The organism is Aquabacterium soli, from assembly GCF_003933735.1.
GTDB lineage: Bacteria > Pseudomonadota > Gammaproteobacteria > Burkholderiales > Burkholderiaceae_C > Aquabacterium > Aquabacterium soli.
In genome coordinates this window covers 270,790-286,876 of sequence record NZ_RSED01000003.1, presented here as the reverse complement: position 1 = coordinate 286,876, position 16,087 = coordinate 270,790, and the positions used below count along the sequence as shown (strand labels likewise).

The 16,087-nt window shown below is 66.5% G+C and carries 18 protein-coding genes; 14 read left to right on the top strand and 4 right to left on the bottom strand.

Annotated features, from left to right (window positions below):
- Positions 1-9 precede the first annotated feature (9 nt).
- The 10 genes from EIP75_RS05170 (at position 10) to EIP75_RS05125 (ending at position 8,184) form a co-directional block, all read left to right on the top strand.
- A complete protein-coding gene (locus EIP75_RS05170) occupies positions 10-1,200 on the top strand; it encodes an AI-2E family transporter (protein ID WP_125242158.1) in 1,191 nt (396 codons plus the stop codon).
- Positions 1,197-1,982 (top strand): HdaA/DnaA family protein, encoded by a 786-nt coding sequence (locus EIP75_RS05165; protein WP_233584686.1) that lies wholly within the window; start codon positions 1,197-1,199, stop codon positions 1,980-1,982. The genes EIP75_RS05170 and EIP75_RS05165 overlap by 4 nt, the downstream gene beginning before the upstream one ends.
- Entirely contained in the window at positions 1,979-2,647 is a 669-nt protein-coding gene (locus EIP75_RS05160; RefSeq protein WP_125242157.1) for an HAD family hydrolase, read from the top strand. The genes EIP75_RS05165 and EIP75_RS05160 overlap by 4 nt, the downstream gene beginning before the upstream one ends.
- Positions 2,644-4,197: a polynucleotide adenylyltransferase PcnB gene (gene pcnB / locus EIP75_RS05155; RefSeq protein ID WP_125242156.1), complete on the top strand. Its 1,554-nt coding sequence runs from the start codon at positions 2,644-2,646 to the stop codon at positions 4,195-4,197. The genes EIP75_RS05160 and pcnB overlap by 4 nt, the downstream gene beginning before the upstream one ends.
- Positions 4,194-4,724 (top strand): 2-amino-4-hydroxy-6-hydroxymethyldihydropteridine diphosphokinase, encoded by a 531-nt coding sequence (folK, locus tag EIP75_RS05150; protein ID WP_125242155.1) that lies wholly within the window; start codon positions 4,194-4,196, stop codon positions 4,722-4,724. Before pcnB ends, folK begins: the two co-directional genes overlap by 4 nt.
- Positions 4,725-5,021: 297 nt before the next feature.
- A complete protein-coding gene (gene rpsU, locus EIP75_RS05145) occupies positions 5,022-5,234 on the top strand; it encodes a 30S ribosomal protein S21 (protein ID WP_012346814.1) in 213 nt (70 codons plus the stop codon).
- 116 nt (positions 5,235-5,350) lie between these two features.
- Entirely contained in the window at positions 5,351-5,797 is a 447-nt protein-coding gene (locus tag EIP75_RS05140) for a GatB/YqeY domain-containing protein (protein WP_125242154.1), read from the top strand.
- 17 nt (positions 5,798-5,814) lie between these two features.
- Entirely contained in the window at positions 5,815-6,168 is a 354-nt protein-coding gene (locus tag EIP75_RS05135) for a protein tyrosine phosphatase family protein (protein ID WP_125242153.1), read from the top strand.
- A gap of 1 nt (position 6,169) precedes the next feature.
- On the top strand, positions 6,170-6,700 hold the full coding sequence (locus tag EIP75_RS05130; RefSeq protein WP_125242152.1) for a TRAP transporter small permease subunit: 531 nt from the start codon (positions 6,170-6,172) through the stop codon (positions 6,698-6,700).
- Positions 6,700-8,184, top strand: coding sequence for a TRAP transporter large permease (locus tag EIP75_RS05125; protein WP_199758503.1), 1,485 nt, complete (start codon positions 6,700-6,702; stop codon positions 8,182-8,184). The genes EIP75_RS05130 and EIP75_RS05125 overlap by 1 nt, the downstream gene beginning before the upstream one ends.
- Here EIP75_RS05125 and EIP75_RS05120 read toward each other — a convergent pair.
- The 3 genes from EIP75_RS05120 to pmbA form a co-directional block, all read right to left on the bottom strand.
- Positions 8,171-8,629: a YbaN family protein gene (locus tag EIP75_RS05120; protein WP_125242151.1), complete on the bottom strand. Its 459-nt coding sequence runs from the start codon at positions 8,627-8,629 to the stop codon at positions 8,171-8,173. The genes EIP75_RS05125 and EIP75_RS05120 overlap by 14 nt on opposite strands.
- 137 nt (positions 8,630-8,766) lie before the next feature.
- Positions 8,767-9,849: a TRAP transporter substrate-binding protein gene (locus EIP75_RS05115; protein WP_125242150.1), complete on the bottom strand. Its 1,083-nt coding sequence runs from the start codon at positions 9,847-9,849 to the stop codon at positions 8,767-8,769.
- A gap of 165 nt (positions 9,850-10,014) precedes the next feature.
- On the bottom strand, positions 10,015-11,409 hold the full coding sequence (pmbA, locus tag EIP75_RS05110) for a metalloprotease PmbA (RefSeq protein WP_199758494.1): 1,395 nt from the start codon (positions 11,407-11,409) through the stop codon (positions 10,015-10,017).
- A 42-nt stretch (positions 11,410-11,451) separates the two neighbouring features.
- Between pmbA and yjgA the strand changes: the two genes are divergently transcribed.
- Complete coding sequence (gene yjgA / locus EIP75_RS05105) at positions 11,452-12,066, top strand: ribosome biogenesis factor YjgA (protein WP_125242148.1); 615 nt, start codon at positions 11,452-11,454, stop codon at positions 12,064-12,066.
- Positions 12,063-12,674, top strand: coding sequence for a molybdopterin adenylyltransferase (gene mog, locus EIP75_RS05100; RefSeq protein ID WP_125242147.1), 612 nt, complete (start codon positions 12,063-12,065; stop codon positions 12,672-12,674). The genes yjgA and mog overlap by 4 nt, the downstream gene beginning before the upstream one ends.
- 28 nt (positions 12,675-12,702) lie before the next feature.
- Here mog and EIP75_RS05095 read toward each other — a convergent pair whose 3' ends face one another.
- Complete coding sequence (locus EIP75_RS05095) at positions 12,703-13,638, bottom strand: LysR family transcriptional regulator (protein ID WP_125242146.1); 936 nt, start codon at positions 13,636-13,638, stop codon at positions 12,703-12,705.
- A gap of 92 nt (positions 13,639-13,730) precedes the next feature.
- On the opposite strand from EIP75_RS05095, the gene EIP75_RS05090 reads away from it, so the two are divergent.
- On the top strand, positions 13,731-14,960 hold the full coding sequence (locus EIP75_RS05090; protein WP_125242145.1) for an acyl-CoA dehydrogenase family protein: 1,230 nt from the start codon (positions 13,731-13,733) through the stop codon (positions 14,958-14,960).
- Positions 14,961-14,999: 39 nt separating this feature from the next.
- Positions 15,000-16,073 (top strand): phosphotransferase family protein, encoded by a 1,074-nt coding sequence (locus EIP75_RS05085; RefSeq protein WP_125242144.1) that lies wholly within the window; start codon positions 15,000-15,002, stop codon positions 16,071-16,073.
- Positions 16,074-16,087: the final 14 nt, after the last annotated feature.

The following is a 16,087-nucleotide window of genomic DNA, read 5'->3' as shown; positions in this document are numbered from 1 at the left end:
ATCGCCCCCATGCCCCTGTCACCTCAAGCGCAAACTTCCCCGTCGCCTTCGCCCTGGCCCCGTTGGCTGGGGCTGAGTGCATTGGCCCTGGCCGCCGGCCTGCTGCTGTGGTGGCACGCCCTGGTGCTGGCCCCCTTTGTGCTGAGCCTGGCATTGGCCTATGTGCTGGAGCCCGGCGTGTCTGCCCTGGCGCGCCGTGGGGTGCCCCGGGCAGCCGGGACCGCTCTGTGCTTGCTGGCCGCCATCCTCCTGGGGATGCTTCTGCTGCTGCTGCTGGTGCCCATCGTGGTCGATCTGGCGCCCATGCTCCGAGAACAATTGCCAGAAATCGCGGGCCGGCTTTGGCACGGTCTGGTGCCCTGGCTGGAGCAGATGGGCGTTCGGGTACCGCAGGAACTCAGCGATCTGCGCCCCTGGGTGGTCAAGCAGTTCAACACCAATGGCGAGCGCTGGGCCGGCACGCTGCTGAGTTCGTTGCGCATGGGCGGAGGCGTGCTGCTGACCATGTCAGGCCTGGCGGTGCTGGTGCCCGTGCTGGCCTTCTACTGGCTGGCAGACTGGCCCAACCTGATGGGCCGAGCCCGTTCCCTGGTGCCGCCCCTGTGGCGCCAGCCCATCGACGGGTTCATCGCCGAGGCCGATGAGGTGCTGGGCGGTTACCTGCGGGGGCAGATCATGGTGATGCTGATCCTGGCGGTGTACTACAGCGTGGGTCTGATGCTGTTCGGCTTCAACCTGGCCTTGCCGATCGGTGTCTTCACCGGCCTGGCGGTGTTCATTCCCTACCTGGGCTTTGGCCTGGGGCTGATCCTGGCCCTTTTCTCCGGCCTGCTGCAGTTTGCGGCCGACCCGGGCTCGGCCAGTTTGTGGTGGCCCCTGGTGGCCGTGGGCGTGGTGTACGGGCTGGGCCAGTTCATCGAGAGCTTCTTCCTCACACCGCGCCTGGTGGGCGAGCGCATCGGCCTGCACCCCGCCGGCGTGATCTTTGTGCTGATGCTGTTCGGGCAGTGGCTGGGCTTCGTCGGCATCCTGATGGCCTTGCCGGTCAGCGCCTTGCTGATGGTGGTGCTGCGCCGCCTGATGGTGCTTTACCGGCACAGCCGCCTGTTCCGCTCCGAGCCCAGCCGCGACGCCACGGAAGTGCTGCTGGAGGCCGATCCTGCCAAGCCGGGGGAGCAGCCCCTCGGGGAGCGCCCATGAGCCTGCTGGCCGAGCCGCCCGCCATGCTGTTGCCTCCTGCCTTGCCGTTGGGCCTGTCCATGCGCCAGTTGCCGCTGGACTTCGAGCCCATGGCCCCCGCCGGGCTGACGCAGTTCATTGCGCAGGGCAATGAAGAGGTGCTGGCCTGGCTGATGGCCTGGCCGGACAGTGCTCAGCCGGGCACGCCCACCTACCTCTGGGGGCCTCAGGGCTGCGGCAAGACCCACTTGTTGCGTGGCCTGGCCAGCCAGGCCCTGGGCGCGGGCTGGCATGTGCTGTGGTTGGGCCGGCAGGGTTTCCAATCCTGGGATGCTCCCCAGGAACAGGCCGGCACCCTGGTGCTGATGGACGATTGCGAATCCCTCGACGCGCCCCAGCAGCATTGGGCCTTCAATCTCTTCATTGAAAATGCCGCGGCCACGGCCCAACACGAGGCGGCTGGCGGCCAGGGCCCGTCAACCATGGCCATCGTCGCGGCAGGCCGCGTGCCCCCGGTGGACCTGCCCGTGCGCGACGACCTGCGCACCCGCTTGGGCTGGGGCCTGGTTTTTGCGTTGCAGGCGCTGGGCGAGGAGGGCGTCAAGCTCGTGCTCGAGCAGGAGTGCAAGCGCCGCGGCGTGCGCCTGGCCGAGGGCGTGCTGCCCTACCTGCTCACGCATTTCAGTCGCGATCTGGGCTTTTTGATGGATTTGCTGGAGCGGTTGGACCGCTTCGCGCTGGCGGAGCAGCGGCTCGTGACCGTGCCCTTGCTCAAACAAATGCTGGCGCAGGAGACCGAATGAACCTCTGCCTGTTTGATCTGGACCACACCCTGTTGCCACTGGACTCCGACCACGAGTTCGGCGAATTCCTCATCCGCGTCGGCCTGGCCGACCCGGTGACGCACCGGGCCCGCAATGACGCGTTCTACCAGCAGTACGTCGACGGCACGCTGGTGCTGGACGACTACATCGCCTTCACCACCAGTGTCTGGCGCGACCTGGAACCCGCCGAACAGCGGGCCCTGCAGGACCGTTTCATGGAAGAAGTGATCCGCCCGGCCCTGCAGCCGCAGGCGCTGGAACTGGTGCGCCAGCATCAGTCGCGCGGCGACCTGGTCGCCATCGTCACGGCCACCAATGAGTTCGTCACCCGGCCCATCGCCGACGCCTTCGGGGTGCCGGATCTGATCGCCGTGAAGCTGGTGCGCGACGCCCAGGGGCGTGTCACCGGCGAAATAGATGGCGTGCCGTCCTTCAGAGAAGGCAAAATCACACGGGTGGACGAATGGCTCGCGCAACGCGGCCAGTCCATTGCCGATTTCGAGCGCGTCAGCTTCTACAGCGATTCGCCCAACGACCTCCCCCTGCTGTACCGGGCCACGGATCCGGTGGCCACCAACCCGAGCCCTGCGCTGCAAGCTGAGGCACAAGCCCGTGGTTGGCGCCTGTTGTATCTTTTTTCATGATCAAAAGTCTGATTGACAAAATCCTGCGCAAGGCGCCCGCCAAGCCGCGTGCCTCGTCCGCTGGCAAGGCCGGCGCCAAACCACGCATCCCCACCGGCAAGCGCGTCGACGTCCCCCAGAGCGAGCACGGCATCGACGTGGCCCTGGTGGACGAGCGAGCCATCAAGGTCGTCAAGACACTGCAGGACGCAGGCTATGAGGCCTACATCGTCGGCGGGGCTGTGCGCGACATGCTGCTGGGCCTGCGCCCCAAGGATTTCGACGTGGCCACCAACGCCACGCCCGAGCAGGTCAAGGGCCTGTTCCGGCGCGCCTTCATCATCGGCCGGCGCTTTCGCATCGTGCACGTGGTCTACGGCCGCGGGCGCGAGCATGAGGTGATCGAGGTCTCGACCTTCCGGGCCTACCTTGACGCCATGGACGCCGAGCAGGTGGCGGGCAACGAGAAGACCTCCAAGAAGGAGCTGGCCGACAAGTCCCACGTGGTGGACGCCAGCGGCCGCGTGCTGCGCGACAACGTCTGGGGCCCGCAGGACCAGGACGCCGCGCGCCGCGACTTCACCATCAACGCCATGTACTACGACCCGAGCACGGGCGTGGTGGTGGACTACCACGGTGGCATCAAGGACGCCAAGAAGCGCCTGCTGCGCATGATCGGCGTGCCCGATGTGCGCTACCGCGAAGACCCGGTGCGCATCATCCGCGTGGTGCGCTTCGCGGCCAAGCTGGGCTTCGAGATCGAGCCCAAGACGCGCGAGCCCCTGCAGGCCATGGCCAAGCTGCTGGCCAATGTGCCGCAGTCCCGCCTGTTCGACGAGATGATCAAGCTGCTGCAGACCGGCCATGCCCGCGCCTCGCTCGACGAGCTGCGCAAGCAGGGCCTGGACCGCGGTGTCTTCCCCGTGCTGGATGCGGTGTTCGACAGCTCACGCCAGCACCACCCTGATCGTGCCCGCTTCATCGACCTGGCCCTGGCCGACACCGACCGCCGCGTGGGTGAAGACAAGCCCGTGGCGCCCAGCTTCCTGCTGGCCTGCCTGCTGTGGCACGACGTGCTGGACCAGTGGAAGCGCAACCTGGCCCAGGGCGAGCACACCTTCCCGGCGCTGCAGCAGGCCACGGACGCCGTGTTCGATGCCCGCATCGGCGACATCTCCGGCCGCGGCAAGCTGGCAGCCGACATGCGCGAGATCTGGACCATGCAGCCGCGCTTCGAGCGCCGCATCGGCAGCGCGCCGCTGTCGTTGGTCGAGCAGCCCCGTTTCCGCGCCGGATTCGACTTCCTGCGACTGCGTGCCCAGGTGGGTGAGGTCGATGCCGAGCTGGCCGACTGGTGGGAAGGCTTCTCGCTGGGTGACCACCATGAGCGCCGCCACCTGATGGAGGTGGCCCGCGAGCAGGAGATCGCCAAGCGCCAGAACCGTGGCCACGGTGGCCAGGACGGCGAACCCGGCCCCGCAGGTGGCGATGCGCCGGCCAAGAAGCGCCGACGTCGCCGCCGCAAGCCGGCGGGCGAGGGCGGCGGCAGCGCCGGTCCGTCAGACGAATGAGCGCGAGCCTGCCCAGTTTCCGGGCCTACGTGGGGCTGGGTGGCAACCTGGGCGATGTGCGGGCCACCTTCCAGGATGCGCTGGCCCGCCTGGCCGACACGCCTGGCATCGCGGTGGAGACGATGTCATCGCTGTACCGCACCCGCCCGGTGGACGCCACCGGCCCTGATTTCCTCAACGCCGTCGTGGCCTTGCAGGTTGCTCTGGGGCCGCGTGAGCTGCTGGGGGTGCTGCAGGGCATCGAGCTGGCGCACCACCGCGAGCGCCCCTACCGCAATGCCCCCCGCACCTTGGACCTGGACCTGCTGTGGTTCGGCGGCGTGGTGCTGGACCGCCCGGAACTGACCCTGCCGCACCCACGCATGCATGAGCGCGCCTTCGTGCTGGCCCCTTTGGCCGAACTCATGGCGCAACGGCCTGCCGCTGCGCTGGCCGAAGGGCAAAACCCTGTCTTGCCCGCGGCCAAGGACATCGAGGCATATTCGAAAAACCAGGGTATCGAACGTTTGAACGGATCGAATCCCTGATTGGGCTGGAATTTTCAGCAAATTCGCAGTAGAATCGCGGGCTCTATTGGTGGGGCTGCTTGATTCGAGCAATTTCGGATCATGTTTTGAGGCCATGCTTTGCAAAGAAGTCCACCAGCAGTGCTGCTTGATGCAGATCGTGCACACCCCATTGGGCAACCCGTTTCTCTCTGCTTAACCGGAGGCGGAAACCGGGAACGGGCCCGGCCCGGAGGCCTGTGCGATTGATTCTGGCGGTGTTGCTGGCGGCCATGGTCCCAGCCCCGTGAGTGCATTCATCCTGAAAGTGATTCCGTAATGACGACCATCCGTGTCAAAGAGAACGAGCCGTTCGACGTCGCCCTGCGCCGCTTCAAGCGCACCATCGAAAAGCTGGGCCTGCTGACCGAACTGCGCGCCCGCGAGTTCTACGAAAAGCCCACCGCTGAGCGCAAGCGCAAGAAGGCTGCCGCCGTCAAGCGCCACTACAAGCGCGTGCGCAGCATGCAGCTGCCCAAGAAGCTGTACTGATTCGCATCAGTCGCTTCTGCGGTCACAATGCGCCTTCACCGGCGCGCTGACTTGCCGACAAGCCCGCGCGGGGACGCCCATGCGGGCTTTTGCTTTTTCGGAAGAAGAAACACACCATGAGTCTGAAAGAACGCATCACTGAAGACATGAAGACGGCCATGCGCGCCAAGGACGCCGAGCGCCTGGGCACCATCCGCATGCTGCTGGCCGCCATGAAGCAAAAGGAAGTCGACGAGCGCGTAGAGCTGGACGACACCTTGATCGTGGCCATCGTCGACAAGCTGATCAAGCAGCGCAAGGATGCGGCCCAGCAGTACGAGGCTGGTGCCCGTCAGGATCTGGCCGACAAGGAAAAATCCGAGATCGTGGTGCTGGAGGCCTACCTGCCCAAGCGCCTGAGCGCAGAGGAAACCGCTGCGGCGGTCAAAGCCATCGTGATCGAACTGGGTGCTTCGGGCCCCGGCGACATGGGCAAGGTCATGGGCGTGGTCAAGCAGCGCCTGGCCGGTCAGGCCGACATGGGCCAGGTGTCGGCCGCCGTCAAGGCCGCATTGGCCGGTTAAGCCAGGAGCACATCGTCATGAACCAATCCGTGTCCGTGCAGCCGATCGCTGAAGACGTGTATGCCGCGCCGCAACTGTCGCCGGAGGCCATGGCCTCTGCGGCCGAGGCCGGCTTCAAGGCCGTGATCAACAACCGCCCCGATCTCGAGGGCGGCCCCGATCAGCCCAGCAGTGCCGACATCGAGGCCGCCGCCAAGGCCGCCGGCCTGCAGTACGCCTACCTGCCGGTGCAGGGCGGCTACCAGTCGCCCGAAGAGATCGCACAGTGCGCGGCGCTGCTCAAGGCGCTGCCCCGCCCGCTGCTGATGTTCTGCCGCAGCGGCGCCCGCTCGACCAGGCTCTATCAACAGGCCACCGCCCTCGACGAGTGACATGCGCGCCTACATCCGCCTGATGGATGGGGTGTCGCACTGGCTGGGCGTGCTGGCGGCCTGGGCGCTGCTGGCCGCCTGTGTGATCAGTGGTGGCAACGCCGTGATCCGCTATTGCTTCAACCTTGGCTCCAACGCCTGGCTCGAGGCGCAGTGGTACCTGTTCGCACTGGCGGTGTTCGCCGGCGCCCCCCTGCTGCTCAAGCTCAACGAGCATGTGCGCGTTGACGTGGTCTATGGTGGGCGCTCCGCACGCACCAAGGCCTGGATCGACGCGTTGGGGCTGGTGTTCGTGCTGCTGCCCGTGTGCGCTGTCGTGATCCACCTGTCCTTGCCGTTCGTGGCGGATTCGTGGCACCAGCAGGAGCATTCGCCCAGCGCGGGCGGGCTGTTGCGCTGGCCTGCCAAGGCCTTGATCCCGGCGGGTTTCGCCGTGCTGGCCCTGCAAGGCCTGTCCGAGTTCTTCAAGCGGGTGAACTACCTGCGCGGCCAGTCGGACATGAACGCGCAGTACGAAAGGCCCTTGCAGTGATCGCGCTGGAACTGATGGCGCCGCTGATGTTCGCGGGCCTGATCATCGTGATGCTGATGGGCTTCCCGGTGGCCTTCTCGCTGGCCGGACTGGGCCTGGGCTTCGGTTACTTCGCGGTGTCGCAGGGCTTCTTTCCGGAAGCCTTCATGGGCAACCTGCCGCTCAAGCTCTTCGGCATCGTCTCCAACGAGCTGCTGCTGGCCATCCCTTTCTTCACCTTCATGGGCGCGGTGCTGGAGCGCTGCGGCCTGGCCGAAGATCTGCTCGAAGGCACAGGCCAGCTGTTCGGCGGCGTGCCCGGCGGCTTGGGCTTTGCCGTGATCGTGGTGGGCGCCGTGCTGGGCGCGATCACGGGCACGGTGGCCGCCAGTGTGATCGCCATGGGCGTGATCTCGCTGCCCGTGATGATGCGCTACGGCTACGACGCGCGCTATGCCACCGGCGTGATCGCCGCCTCGGGCACCATCACTCAGTTGATCCCGCCGTCCCTGGTGCTGGTGGTGCTGGCCGACCAGCTCGGCCGCTCCGTGGGCGACATGTACCTGGGCGCCATCGGCCCTTCGCTGATGCAGACGGCCATCTTCCTGCTGTTCACGCTGGCGGTGGCCGTGTTGCGGCCGCAATGGGTGCCACCTTTGCCCCCAGAGGCGCGCACCTTGCGCGGCGCCGCGCTCATCAAGCGCGTGCTGTGGGGCATGCTGCCCTCCATCGTGCTGATCTTCCTGGTGCTGGGCACGCTGTTCACGGGCATCGCCACGCCGACGGAGGCCGGGGCCCTGGGGGCGCTGGGCGCGGTGGCGCTGGCCGGCCTGCACCGCCGCCTGAGCCTGCAACTGCTGTGGCAGGCCATGGATTCGACCGTGCGCGTCACCGCCATGGTGATCTTCATCCTGCTGGGCTCCAGCGTGTTCTCGCTGGTGTTCCAGGGCGTGGATGGCAATGTGTGGATCGAGCACCTCCTGGCCGATCTGCCGGGCGGCCCGATCGGCTTCCTGATCGCGGTGAACATCTTTGTGTTCTTCCTGGCGTTCTTCCTCGATTTCTTCGAGATCGCCTTCATCATCGTTCCGCTGCTGGCCCCGGTGGCCCAGAAGCTGGGCATCGATCTGGTGTGGTTCGGCGTGCTGCTGTGCGTGAACATGCAGACCAGCTTCATGCACCCGCCCTTCGGCTTCGCGCTGTTCTATCTGCGCGGCGTGGCCGATCAGGTGCACAAGAACGGCGCCATCACCAAGCCCGTCGCCTCACGGGACATCTACCTGGGCGCGATGCCCTGGGTGGGGATGCAACTGGTGCTGGTGGCCATCGTGATCTTCTGGCCCGAGTCGGTCACCTACTGGCTGGACAAGGAGGCGCAGGTGAACACGGACGATGTGCATATCGAGATGCAGATCGAAGACACTGGCTCGTCTGCCGAACCTGTGATGCCGGAGGTGCCTGCGCTGCCGGACACGGAAACCCCGCCGCCGGTCACGGCTCCTTGACGGGCGCGGCTTGCGGCTCGGCCGGCTCCGGCCGCGTGGCCAGGTAGACCATCAGCACCACCAGCCCCACATCGACCATCCAGGTGATGGGTTTCATGCCCGCCAGGGCGGCGGTGATGGCCGCGCTGACCCCGATGCCCAGGCAGGCGGCCCACTTGCCACGCCGGCTGATCTGCCGGTGCTCCACCCAGCGACGCAAGCCGGGGCCGAAGCGAGGGTGCGCCATCAGGCGCTGCCGCATGGCCGGATCGCCCTTGCCGTAGGCCCACACACCGATGAGCAGGAAGATGGTGGTCGGCAACAGCGGGATGAAGGCGTTGGCCACGCCGATGGCAAACGATGTCGTGCCCAGCACGCGCCACGCGCGGTTGGACAGCGAGGACGGCGTTGAAGCGCTGGGCGCCGGCTGGCAATCGGGAGGCGTCGGCTCGTCGGGGCGGCGCATGGAAAGTGGCGTGATCCTGGCGGGGGCCGCCGACGGCTGTGGCGGGCTGCCTCACATTGTGGATCAAGCAGCCGACGAGGGGTTTCGCATGAAAAAAAGGGCCCCGAAGGGCCCTGTGTGGCCTGACGAAAGGCCTTTTACAGCTTCGCGCTCTGCATGTAGCGGTCGAAGGTGGCCTCGGTGAAGCGGAACCACATGTTCTGGTCGGCGCGGAACTTGGCGAAGTCGGGGTAGACCTTCTTCCAGTTCGGGTTCTTGGTGTTGAGCTCTTCGTAGATGTCCATCGACGCCTTGAAGGCCGCATCCAGCACCGATTTCGGGAACTGCACCAGTTGCGTCTTGGCGGCCACCAGCTGTTTCAGGGCGATGGGATTGCGGGCGTCGTAGCGGGCCTGCATCTCGGTGTGGGCCAGGCCGGAGGCGGCTTCCACCATGGCCTTGTACTCGGGTGTCAGGCTGTCGTAGGCCTTCTGGTTGATGTAGAAGTCGAGCTGCGGGCCACCCTCCCACCAGCCGGGGAAGTGGTAGTAGGGCGCCACCTTGTGGAAGCCCAGCTTCTGGTCGTCGTAGGGGCCCACCCATTCGGCCGCGTCGATGGTGCCCTTTTCGAGGGCCTGGTAGATCTCGCCGCCGGGCAGGTTCTGTGGCACCGAGCCCAGGCGTTCGATCACCTTGCCCGCGAAGCCGCCGATGCGCATCTTCAGGCCCTTCATGTCGTCCAGGCTCTTGATGGGCTTGCGGTACCAGCCGCCCATCTGAGCGCCGGTGTTGCCGCCCGGGAAGTTGATGATGTCGTACTGGGCGTAGAACTCGCGCATCAGCTTCAGGCCGTTGCCCTCGTACATCCAGGCGCTCATCTGGCGCGCGTTCAGCCCGAAGGGGATGGCGCTGCCCAAGGCGAAGGTCTCGTCCTTGCCGACGAAGTAGTAGGGCGCCGTGTGCGCGATCTCGACGGTGCGGTTCTTCACGCCATCGACGACGCCGAAGGGCGGCATCAGCTCGCCGCCCGCGTGCACCGAGATCTGGAACTTGCCGCCGGACATCTCATGGATCTTCCTGGCGAAGACCTCGGCCGTGCCATAGATGGTGTCGAGCGATTTGGGAAAGCTGGAGGCCAGGCGCCAGCGCAGTGCGGTCTGCGCGTGCACGATGGCCGGCGCCGTGCCGGCGGCCAGGATGCCGGCAAGGCCAGCCTGGTGGATGAAGGAACGACGTTGCATGGCGCGGCCTCCTGAGGTCCGTGGGTGTTGTTCGAATCGACGGCGCCGCCTCGGGATGGGCGGTGCGCGTTGATTCTAGGAGGCGGCAAGGCGCTGATGCGCGCCTGCGCCCGGGGGCTTACCCCAGGCGTTGCGGCTGTGGCTTGGGATTGACAGCCCGCGCGTTCAGTGTCCGGCGATCTTCATCTTCTCGAGCAGGATCGAGCCGACCGTCTTGCTGCCGTAGGTGTAGGCATCGGCCCCCACCGCGACGATCTGCTGGAACATCTCGCCCAGGTGGCCGGCGATGGTGATCTCCTGCACCGGGAAGGCGATCTCGCCGTTCTCGACCCAGTAGCCGGCCGCGCCGCGCGAGTAGTCACCCGTCACGTAATTCACGCCCTGGCCCATCAGCTCGGTGACGAACAGGCCTGTGCCCAGCTTTTTCAGCATGGCGGGCAGGTCGTCGCCCGGGCGGGTGAGCTTGCTCTTGAGCGTGAGGTTCTGCGAGCCGCCGGCGTGGCCGGTGGTCTTCATGCCCAGCTTGCGGGCCGAGTAGCTCGACAGGAAGTAGGTCTGCGTGACGCCGCCCTTGACGATGCTGCGCTTGCGTGTGAGCACGCCTTCGTCGTCGAACGGCGCGCTGCCCTTGCCCTTGAGGATGTGCGGATCCTCGAGCACATCGATGTGCTTGGGGAAGATCGGCTTGCCCAGGCTGTCGAGCAGGAAGGTGGCCTTGCGGTAGAGCGCGCCGCCACTGGTGGCCTGCACGTAGGCGCCCAGCAGGCCGGCCGCCAGCGTATTCTCGAACAGCACCGGCACCTCGCAGGTGGCGATCTTGCGGGATTTGAGGCGCGACAGGGCACGTTCGGCGGCGTAGCGGCCCACGACCTCGGGCTTGGCCATGTCGCGGGCGTCGCGTTCGGACGTGTACCAGAAGTCGCGCTGCATGTCGTTGCCGCGCCCGGCGATGGGCGAGACGGACAGCGAATGGCGCGAACTGTCGTAGCCACCACGGAAGCCCCGCGTGTTGCCCGAGAAGAAGTGCGATTGCTGGGCCGACACGCTGGCGCCTTCAGAGTTGGTGATGCGGCGGTCCACGCTCAAGGCAGCCGCTTCGGCGCGACGGGCCAGCTCGGCCGCCTGGTCGGCATTGACCTTCCAGGGGTGGAACAGGTCCAGATCGCGGGTGGCTGCCTTGCCCAGGGCCAGGTCTTCGGCGTCCGGCAGGCCGGCCACCGGGTCTTCGGCGGTGAAGCGGGCGATGTCGTAGGCGGCGCGGACCGTCTGCTCCAGCGAGGCGGGCGAGAAGTCGGAGGTGCTGGCGTTGCCGCGGCGCTGGCCCAGGTAGACCGTGACCCCGATGGACTTGTCGCGGTTGCGCTCGACGCTCTCGAGCTTGCCCTTGCGCACCGAGACCGACAGACCGACGCCTTCGGAGACCTCAGCCCCGGCGTCCGTGGCCCCGAGCTTGCGGGCCAGGCCCAGCGTGTCTTCGATCAGTGACTGGAACTGCTCGCGGCTGTACGAAAAGCCGTTGCTGGCTTTGGAGGCGGAGGACTTGGAAGGTTTGACGGCCATGTTGTGGTGTGTCGGTGAGTGCCCCCGTATCATAGCGAGGACATGAATCCGAACCATTCCGACCCCGAAGAGGGCTTTGACCCCGAAGATGGCGCCGTCGACGACCGCCCGCCCAGCAAAAGCATGCTCAAGCGTGCCAGTCACCAGTTGCAGGACCTGGGTGAGCAGTTGCTGGCCATGCCCGACGCCCGCCTCAAGTCCATCGACATGCCTGAACGTCTGCGCGATGCGCTGGACGACTACAAGCGCACGCGCTCTTTCGAGGGCAAGCGCCGCCAGTTGCAGTACATCGGCAAGATCCTGCGTCTGATCGACGCCGAGCCCTTGCGCGAAGCCGTGGCCACGTTCCAGCTGGGGCACGCGCAGAACTCGCTGGCATTGCACCAGGCGGAACGCTGGCGCGCCGACCTCGTCAACGACGAAAAAAACACCCTGACCCAATGGGCCGAAGAGTTTCCGGGCACGGACCTGCAGCAGTTGCGTGCGCTGGTGCGCAACGCCCGCAAGGACGCCGCTGCGGCGCCTGAGCAACGCAACGGGCGCGCCTACCGCGAGCTGTTCCAGTTCATCAAGAAGGTGCTCGAGGCGAATGATTCCGCCGGCGGTCCGCCTGTGGCCGATGCCGTCGATGACGATGGCGAGGACGGTGATCGATGAGCAGCGTGCCCCCGGATCAACGCCCGCTGGAGCCCGTGCGCATCGGCGTGGTCTCGGTGAGCGACCGGGCCAGCTCGGGCGTGTACGTCGACAAGGGCCTGCCCGCGCTGCAGGATTGGCTGGGCCGGGCCGTGCGCAACCCCATCGAGTGGGTGCCACGCCTGATCCCCGATGAGCGCCCGCTGATCGGCGCCACGCTGCAGGCCCTGGTGGACGACGAGCGCTGCGACCTGGTGCTGACCACCGGCGGCACAGGCCCTGCACCGCGCGACATCACCCCTGATGCCACCCGCGACGTGGCCGACCGGGAGATGCCCGGCTTCGGCGAGCAGATGCGCCAGATCAGCCTGCGCTTCGTGCCCACGGCCATCCTGTCGCGCCAGACCGCCGTGATCCGCAAGCAGGCCTTGATCCTGAACCTGCCGGGACAGCCCAAATCCATCGCGGAAACGCTGGAGGGGCTCAAGGATGCCCAGGGGGCCTCGGTGGTGCCGGGCATTTTCGCGGCCGTGCCTTACTGCATCGACCTGCTGGGCGGGCCCTGGGTCGACACCGATCCGGCCGTGTGCGCGGCGTTCCGCCCGAAGACAGCGGTGCGCACGCGCTGAGCGCGTTACCGCGCCATCGGGACCTGCCTCAAGCCAGCCGGCTCGCCTGCGCGAGCTCGTCCTGAACCGCGTCGATCACCTGCTGGCGGAACCAGCGGTTGGTCGGGTCCGGATCCATGTTGGCGTGCCAGTACAGGTGCGCGTCCAGCTGGGGCGGAGTGAGCGGGAAGGGGTGTAGCCTGTTGTCGAATTGCTGGTTGGCGATGCGGCCGTACTGCTCGGCCATGGTCAGCAGCATGTCTGTCTGGCTGACCACGCGGCAGGCGGTGAAGAAGTGCCGGCAGCGCAGGCCGATCTGGCGGCGCAGGCCCTGGCGGCTGAGCTCGAAATCCTCCAGCCCCAGGCCCTGGCGCCGCGCCGACACCAGCACATGGGAGGCGGCCAGGTAGGTGTCCAGTTTCATCGGGGCCTGCCGCAGGGCAGGGTGGTCGGCACGGGCCACCACCACCAGCCGGTCGAGGATCAGCCGCGTGTGCATCACCTCGGTGTCCACCGGCAGGGCGATGTCCACCACCACGTCCACACGGCCCAGGCGCAGCATGTCCGCCATCTCGTGGCGCTCCACCCGCACGCTGTGCACGCTCACGCCGGGCGCCTGCTCGCGCAGTTGCGTCATCAGGCTGGGCAGGGTGAGTGATTCCAGGATGTCGGGCATCCCGATCGTGAAGATACGGTCCGAACGGGCGGGCTGAAAGGCCTGTGGCGATGCGCTGAGCCCGCCCTGCAGGGTGGCCAGCGCCTGTTGCACCGAGGGCGCCAGCGCGCGGGCGTAGGGCGTGGGCAGCATCCGCCCACCCTGGCGGGTGAACAGCGGGTCGCCCAGGTGCTCGCGCAGCCGGGCCAGCGCATGGCTCACGGCCGGCTGGCTCAGGTTGAGCGTGCGCGCTGCGGCGGTGAGCGATGCCTCCTGGTGGATGGCATCGAACACCAGGAAGAGGTTCAGGTCCAGTTTCGCAAGATTCACATCATGAATATAGATGAATTCAAAAAATTCATTTGATTCATCTCAAGGCGATTCCTAAACTCCGCCAACCACACCACCCCTTGAAGAACACCATGGACTTTGGCCATTCGCCCCGGGCGCAGGAATACATCGAGCGCGTCAGCACCTTCATGCGCGACCACGTGCTGCCAGCGGAAGACGCCTACCATGCGCAACTGACCGGCCTGGCCGACTGGCGTCAGTGGCGCCAACCGGCGATCATGGAAGACCTCAAGGCCAAGGCGCGGGCCGCCGGCCTGTGGAACCTGTTCTTGCCCGATCCCCACCACGGCGCGGGCCTGAGGGTGGTGGAGTACGCCGCCCTGGCCGAGCTGATGGGCCACTCCACCATGGCCGCCGAGGTGTTCAACTGCAATGCCCCCGATACCGGCAACATGGAAGTGCTGCACATGTACGGCTCGCCCGCACAGCAGGATCGGTGGCTCACGCCCTTGCTCAAAGGCGAGATCCGTTCAGCCTTCTGCATGACCGAGCCCGAGGTCGCCTCCAGCGACGCCACCAACATGCAGGCGACGGCCGTGCCCGAAGGCGACGACATCGTCATCAACGGCCGCAAGTGGTTCAGCTCGGGTATTGGTCACCCGCATTGCCAGATCCTGATCTTCATGGGACTGACCGCTCCCGATGCAGACCGCCACCAGCGCCATTCGATGATCCTGGTGCCGTTGAACACCCCGGGCGTGAAAATCGAGCGCATGCTGCCTGCCTTCGGCGTGTATGACGAACCCTTCGGCCATGGCGAGGTCGTGTTCGACAACGTGCGCGTGCCCCGCGAGAACATCATCGCCGGCCTGGGGCGCGGCTTCGAGATCGCCCAGGGCCGCCTGGGCCCGGGCCGCATCCACCACTGCATGCGCAACATCGGTGCCGCCGAGCGCGCCCTGGCCATGATGTGCGAGCGTGGCGACACCCGCGTGGCCTTCGGCAAGCCCTTGAATCAGCTGGGCGGCAATGTGGACGTCATCGCCAACGCGCGCATGGGCATCGAGCAGGCCCGCCTGCTCACCCTCAAGGCCGCCTGGATGATGGACACGGTGGGTGTGAAGGCCGCGATGAGCGAGATCTCGCAGATCAAGGTGGTGGCGCCCATCATGGCCCAGCAGGTGCTAGATGCCGCCATCCAGATGCATGGCGCGCTGGGCGTGACCATGGACACGCCCTTGACCGCACTGGCCTCGTATGTGCGTACCATCCGTCTAGCGGACGGGCCCGATGAAGTGCACCGCAAGGTGGTGGCCCGCTTCGAGCTGGCGCGCCAGCGGGCGGCCCGCGGCGCGGCCTGACCCTTCGTCGAGACACAGACAAGCACAGAGCGAGACACCATGAGCAAAGCACCCATCGACGATGCCGGCAGCGTGCGCGCGGGCGAAGAGGTCGATCTCGAGCGCGTCGGCGCCTTTTTGAAGGGCGCCGGCCTGCAGCTGCAAGGCACGCCCACGCTGAAGCAGTTCCCTGGCGGCGCCTCGAACCTGACCTACCTGATCCACTACGACAACCGCGACCTGATCCTGCGTCGCCCGCCTTTCGGCCACATCGCCAAGTCGGCCCACGACATGGTGCGCGAGGCCCGCATCATGCAGGCCCTGCGCCCGGTGTACCCCACCGTGCCCGAGATCCTCGCCATTTGTGAAGACACCGAGGTCATCGGCGTGCCCTTCTACGTGATGGAGCGCCTGGTGGGCGTCATCCCGCGCCAGAACCTGCCGCGCGAACTGGCGCTTGATGCCGCGCAGACCCGCCAGCTGTGCCTGAACGTGATCGACCGGCTGGTCGAGCTGCACAAGCTCGATCCCAAGGCCACGGGCCTGGACAGCTTTGGCAAGGGCGAAGGCTATGTGGCCCGCCAGGTGGAGGGCTGGAGCAAGCGCTACCGTGCAGCGATCACCGACGACGTGGGCGGTTTCGAATCGGTGATGCAGTGGCTGGCCGACAAGCAGCCCAAGCAGGAAGTGGCCATCTGCCTGATTCACAACGATTTCCGCTTCGACAACGTCGTGCTCGATCCGCAAGACCCGATGAAGGTGATCGGCGTGCTGGATTGGGAAATGGCCACCCTGGGTGATCCGATGATGGACCTGGGCAGTGCGCTGGCCTATTGGGTGCAGGCCGACGACGATCCCTTCATGCAGGGCTCGCGCCGCCAGCCCACCAACGCGCCGGGCATGCTCACGCGCGACGAGGTGGTTGCCTATTACGGTGAGCGCACCGGCTGGAACGTGGACAACTTCGATTTCTACACGGTCTACGGCCTGTTCAGGCTGATGGGCATCGTGCAGCAGATCTACAAGCGCTTCAAGGAAGGCAGCACCACCAACCCGGCGTTCGCCAACTTCGGGCCTTTCGTGAACTACCTGGGCCAGCGCTGCGAGCGGATCATCGCGGCATCGAAGCTCTGAGCCATTTCACAGAA

Bases quoted from the DNA above. Each gene is read 5' to 3' on its own strand.
- EIP75_RS05170 (WP_125242158.1), top strand. From the start codon at position 10: ATGCCCCTGTCACCTCAAGCGCAAACTTCCCCGTCGCCTTCGCCCTGG.
- yjgA (WP_125242148.1), top strand. From the start codon at position 11,452: ATGAATCCGAACCATTCCGACCCCGAAGAGGGCTTTGACCCCGAAGAT.
- EIP75_RS05090 (WP_125242145.1), top strand. From the start codon at position 13,731: ATGGACTTTGGCCATTCGCCCCGGGCGCAGGAATACATCGAGCGCGTC.
- EIP75_RS05115 (WP_125242150.1), bottom strand. From the start codon at position 9,849: ATGCAACGTCGTTCCTTCATCCACCAGGCTGGCCTTGCCGGCATCCTG.
- EIP75_RS05160 (WP_125242157.1), top strand. From the start codon at position 1,979: ATGAACCTCTGCCTGTTTGATCTGGACCACACCCTGTTGCCACTGGAC.
- EIP75_RS05135 (WP_125242153.1), top strand. From the start codon at position 5,815: ATGAACCAATCCGTGTCCGTGCAGCCGATCGCTGAAGACGTGTATGCC.
- EIP75_RS05130 (WP_125242152.1), top strand. From the start codon at position 6,170: ATGCGCGCCTACATCCGCCTGATGGATGGGGTGTCGCACTGGCTGGGC.
- folK (WP_125242155.1), top strand. From the start codon at position 4,194: ATGAGCGCGAGCCTGCCCAGTTTCCGGGCCTACGTGGGGCTGGGTGGC.
- rpsU (WP_012346814.1), top strand. From the start codon at position 5,022: ATGACGACCATCCGTGTCAAAGAGAACGAGCCGTTCGACGTCGCCCTG.
- EIP75_RS05085 (WP_125242144.1), top strand. From the start codon at position 15,000: ATGAGCAAAGCACCCATCGACGATGCCGGCAGCGTGCGCGCGGGCGAA.
- pcnB (WP_125242156.1), top strand. From the start codon at position 2,644: ATGATCAAAAGTCTGATTGACAAAATCCTGCGCAAGGCGCCCGCCAAG.
- pmbA (WP_199758494.1), bottom strand. From the start codon at position 11,409: ATGGCCGTCAAACCTTCCAAGTCCTCCGCCTCCAAAGCCAGCAACGGC.
- mog (WP_125242147.1), top strand. From the start codon at position 12,063: ATGAGCAGCGTGCCCCCGGATCAACGCCCGCTGGAGCCCGTGCGCATC.
- EIP75_RS05165 (WP_233584686.1), top strand. From the start codon at position 1,197: ATGAGCCTGCTGGCCGAGCCGCCCGCCATGCTGTTGCCTCCTGCCTTG.
- EIP75_RS05140 (WP_125242154.1), top strand. From the start codon at position 5,351: ATGAGTCTGAAAGAACGCATCACTGAAGACATGAAGACGGCCATGCGC.
- EIP75_RS05120 (WP_125242151.1), bottom strand. From the start codon at position 8,629: ATGCGCCGCCCCGACGAGCCGACGCCTCCCGATTGCCAGCCGGCGCCC.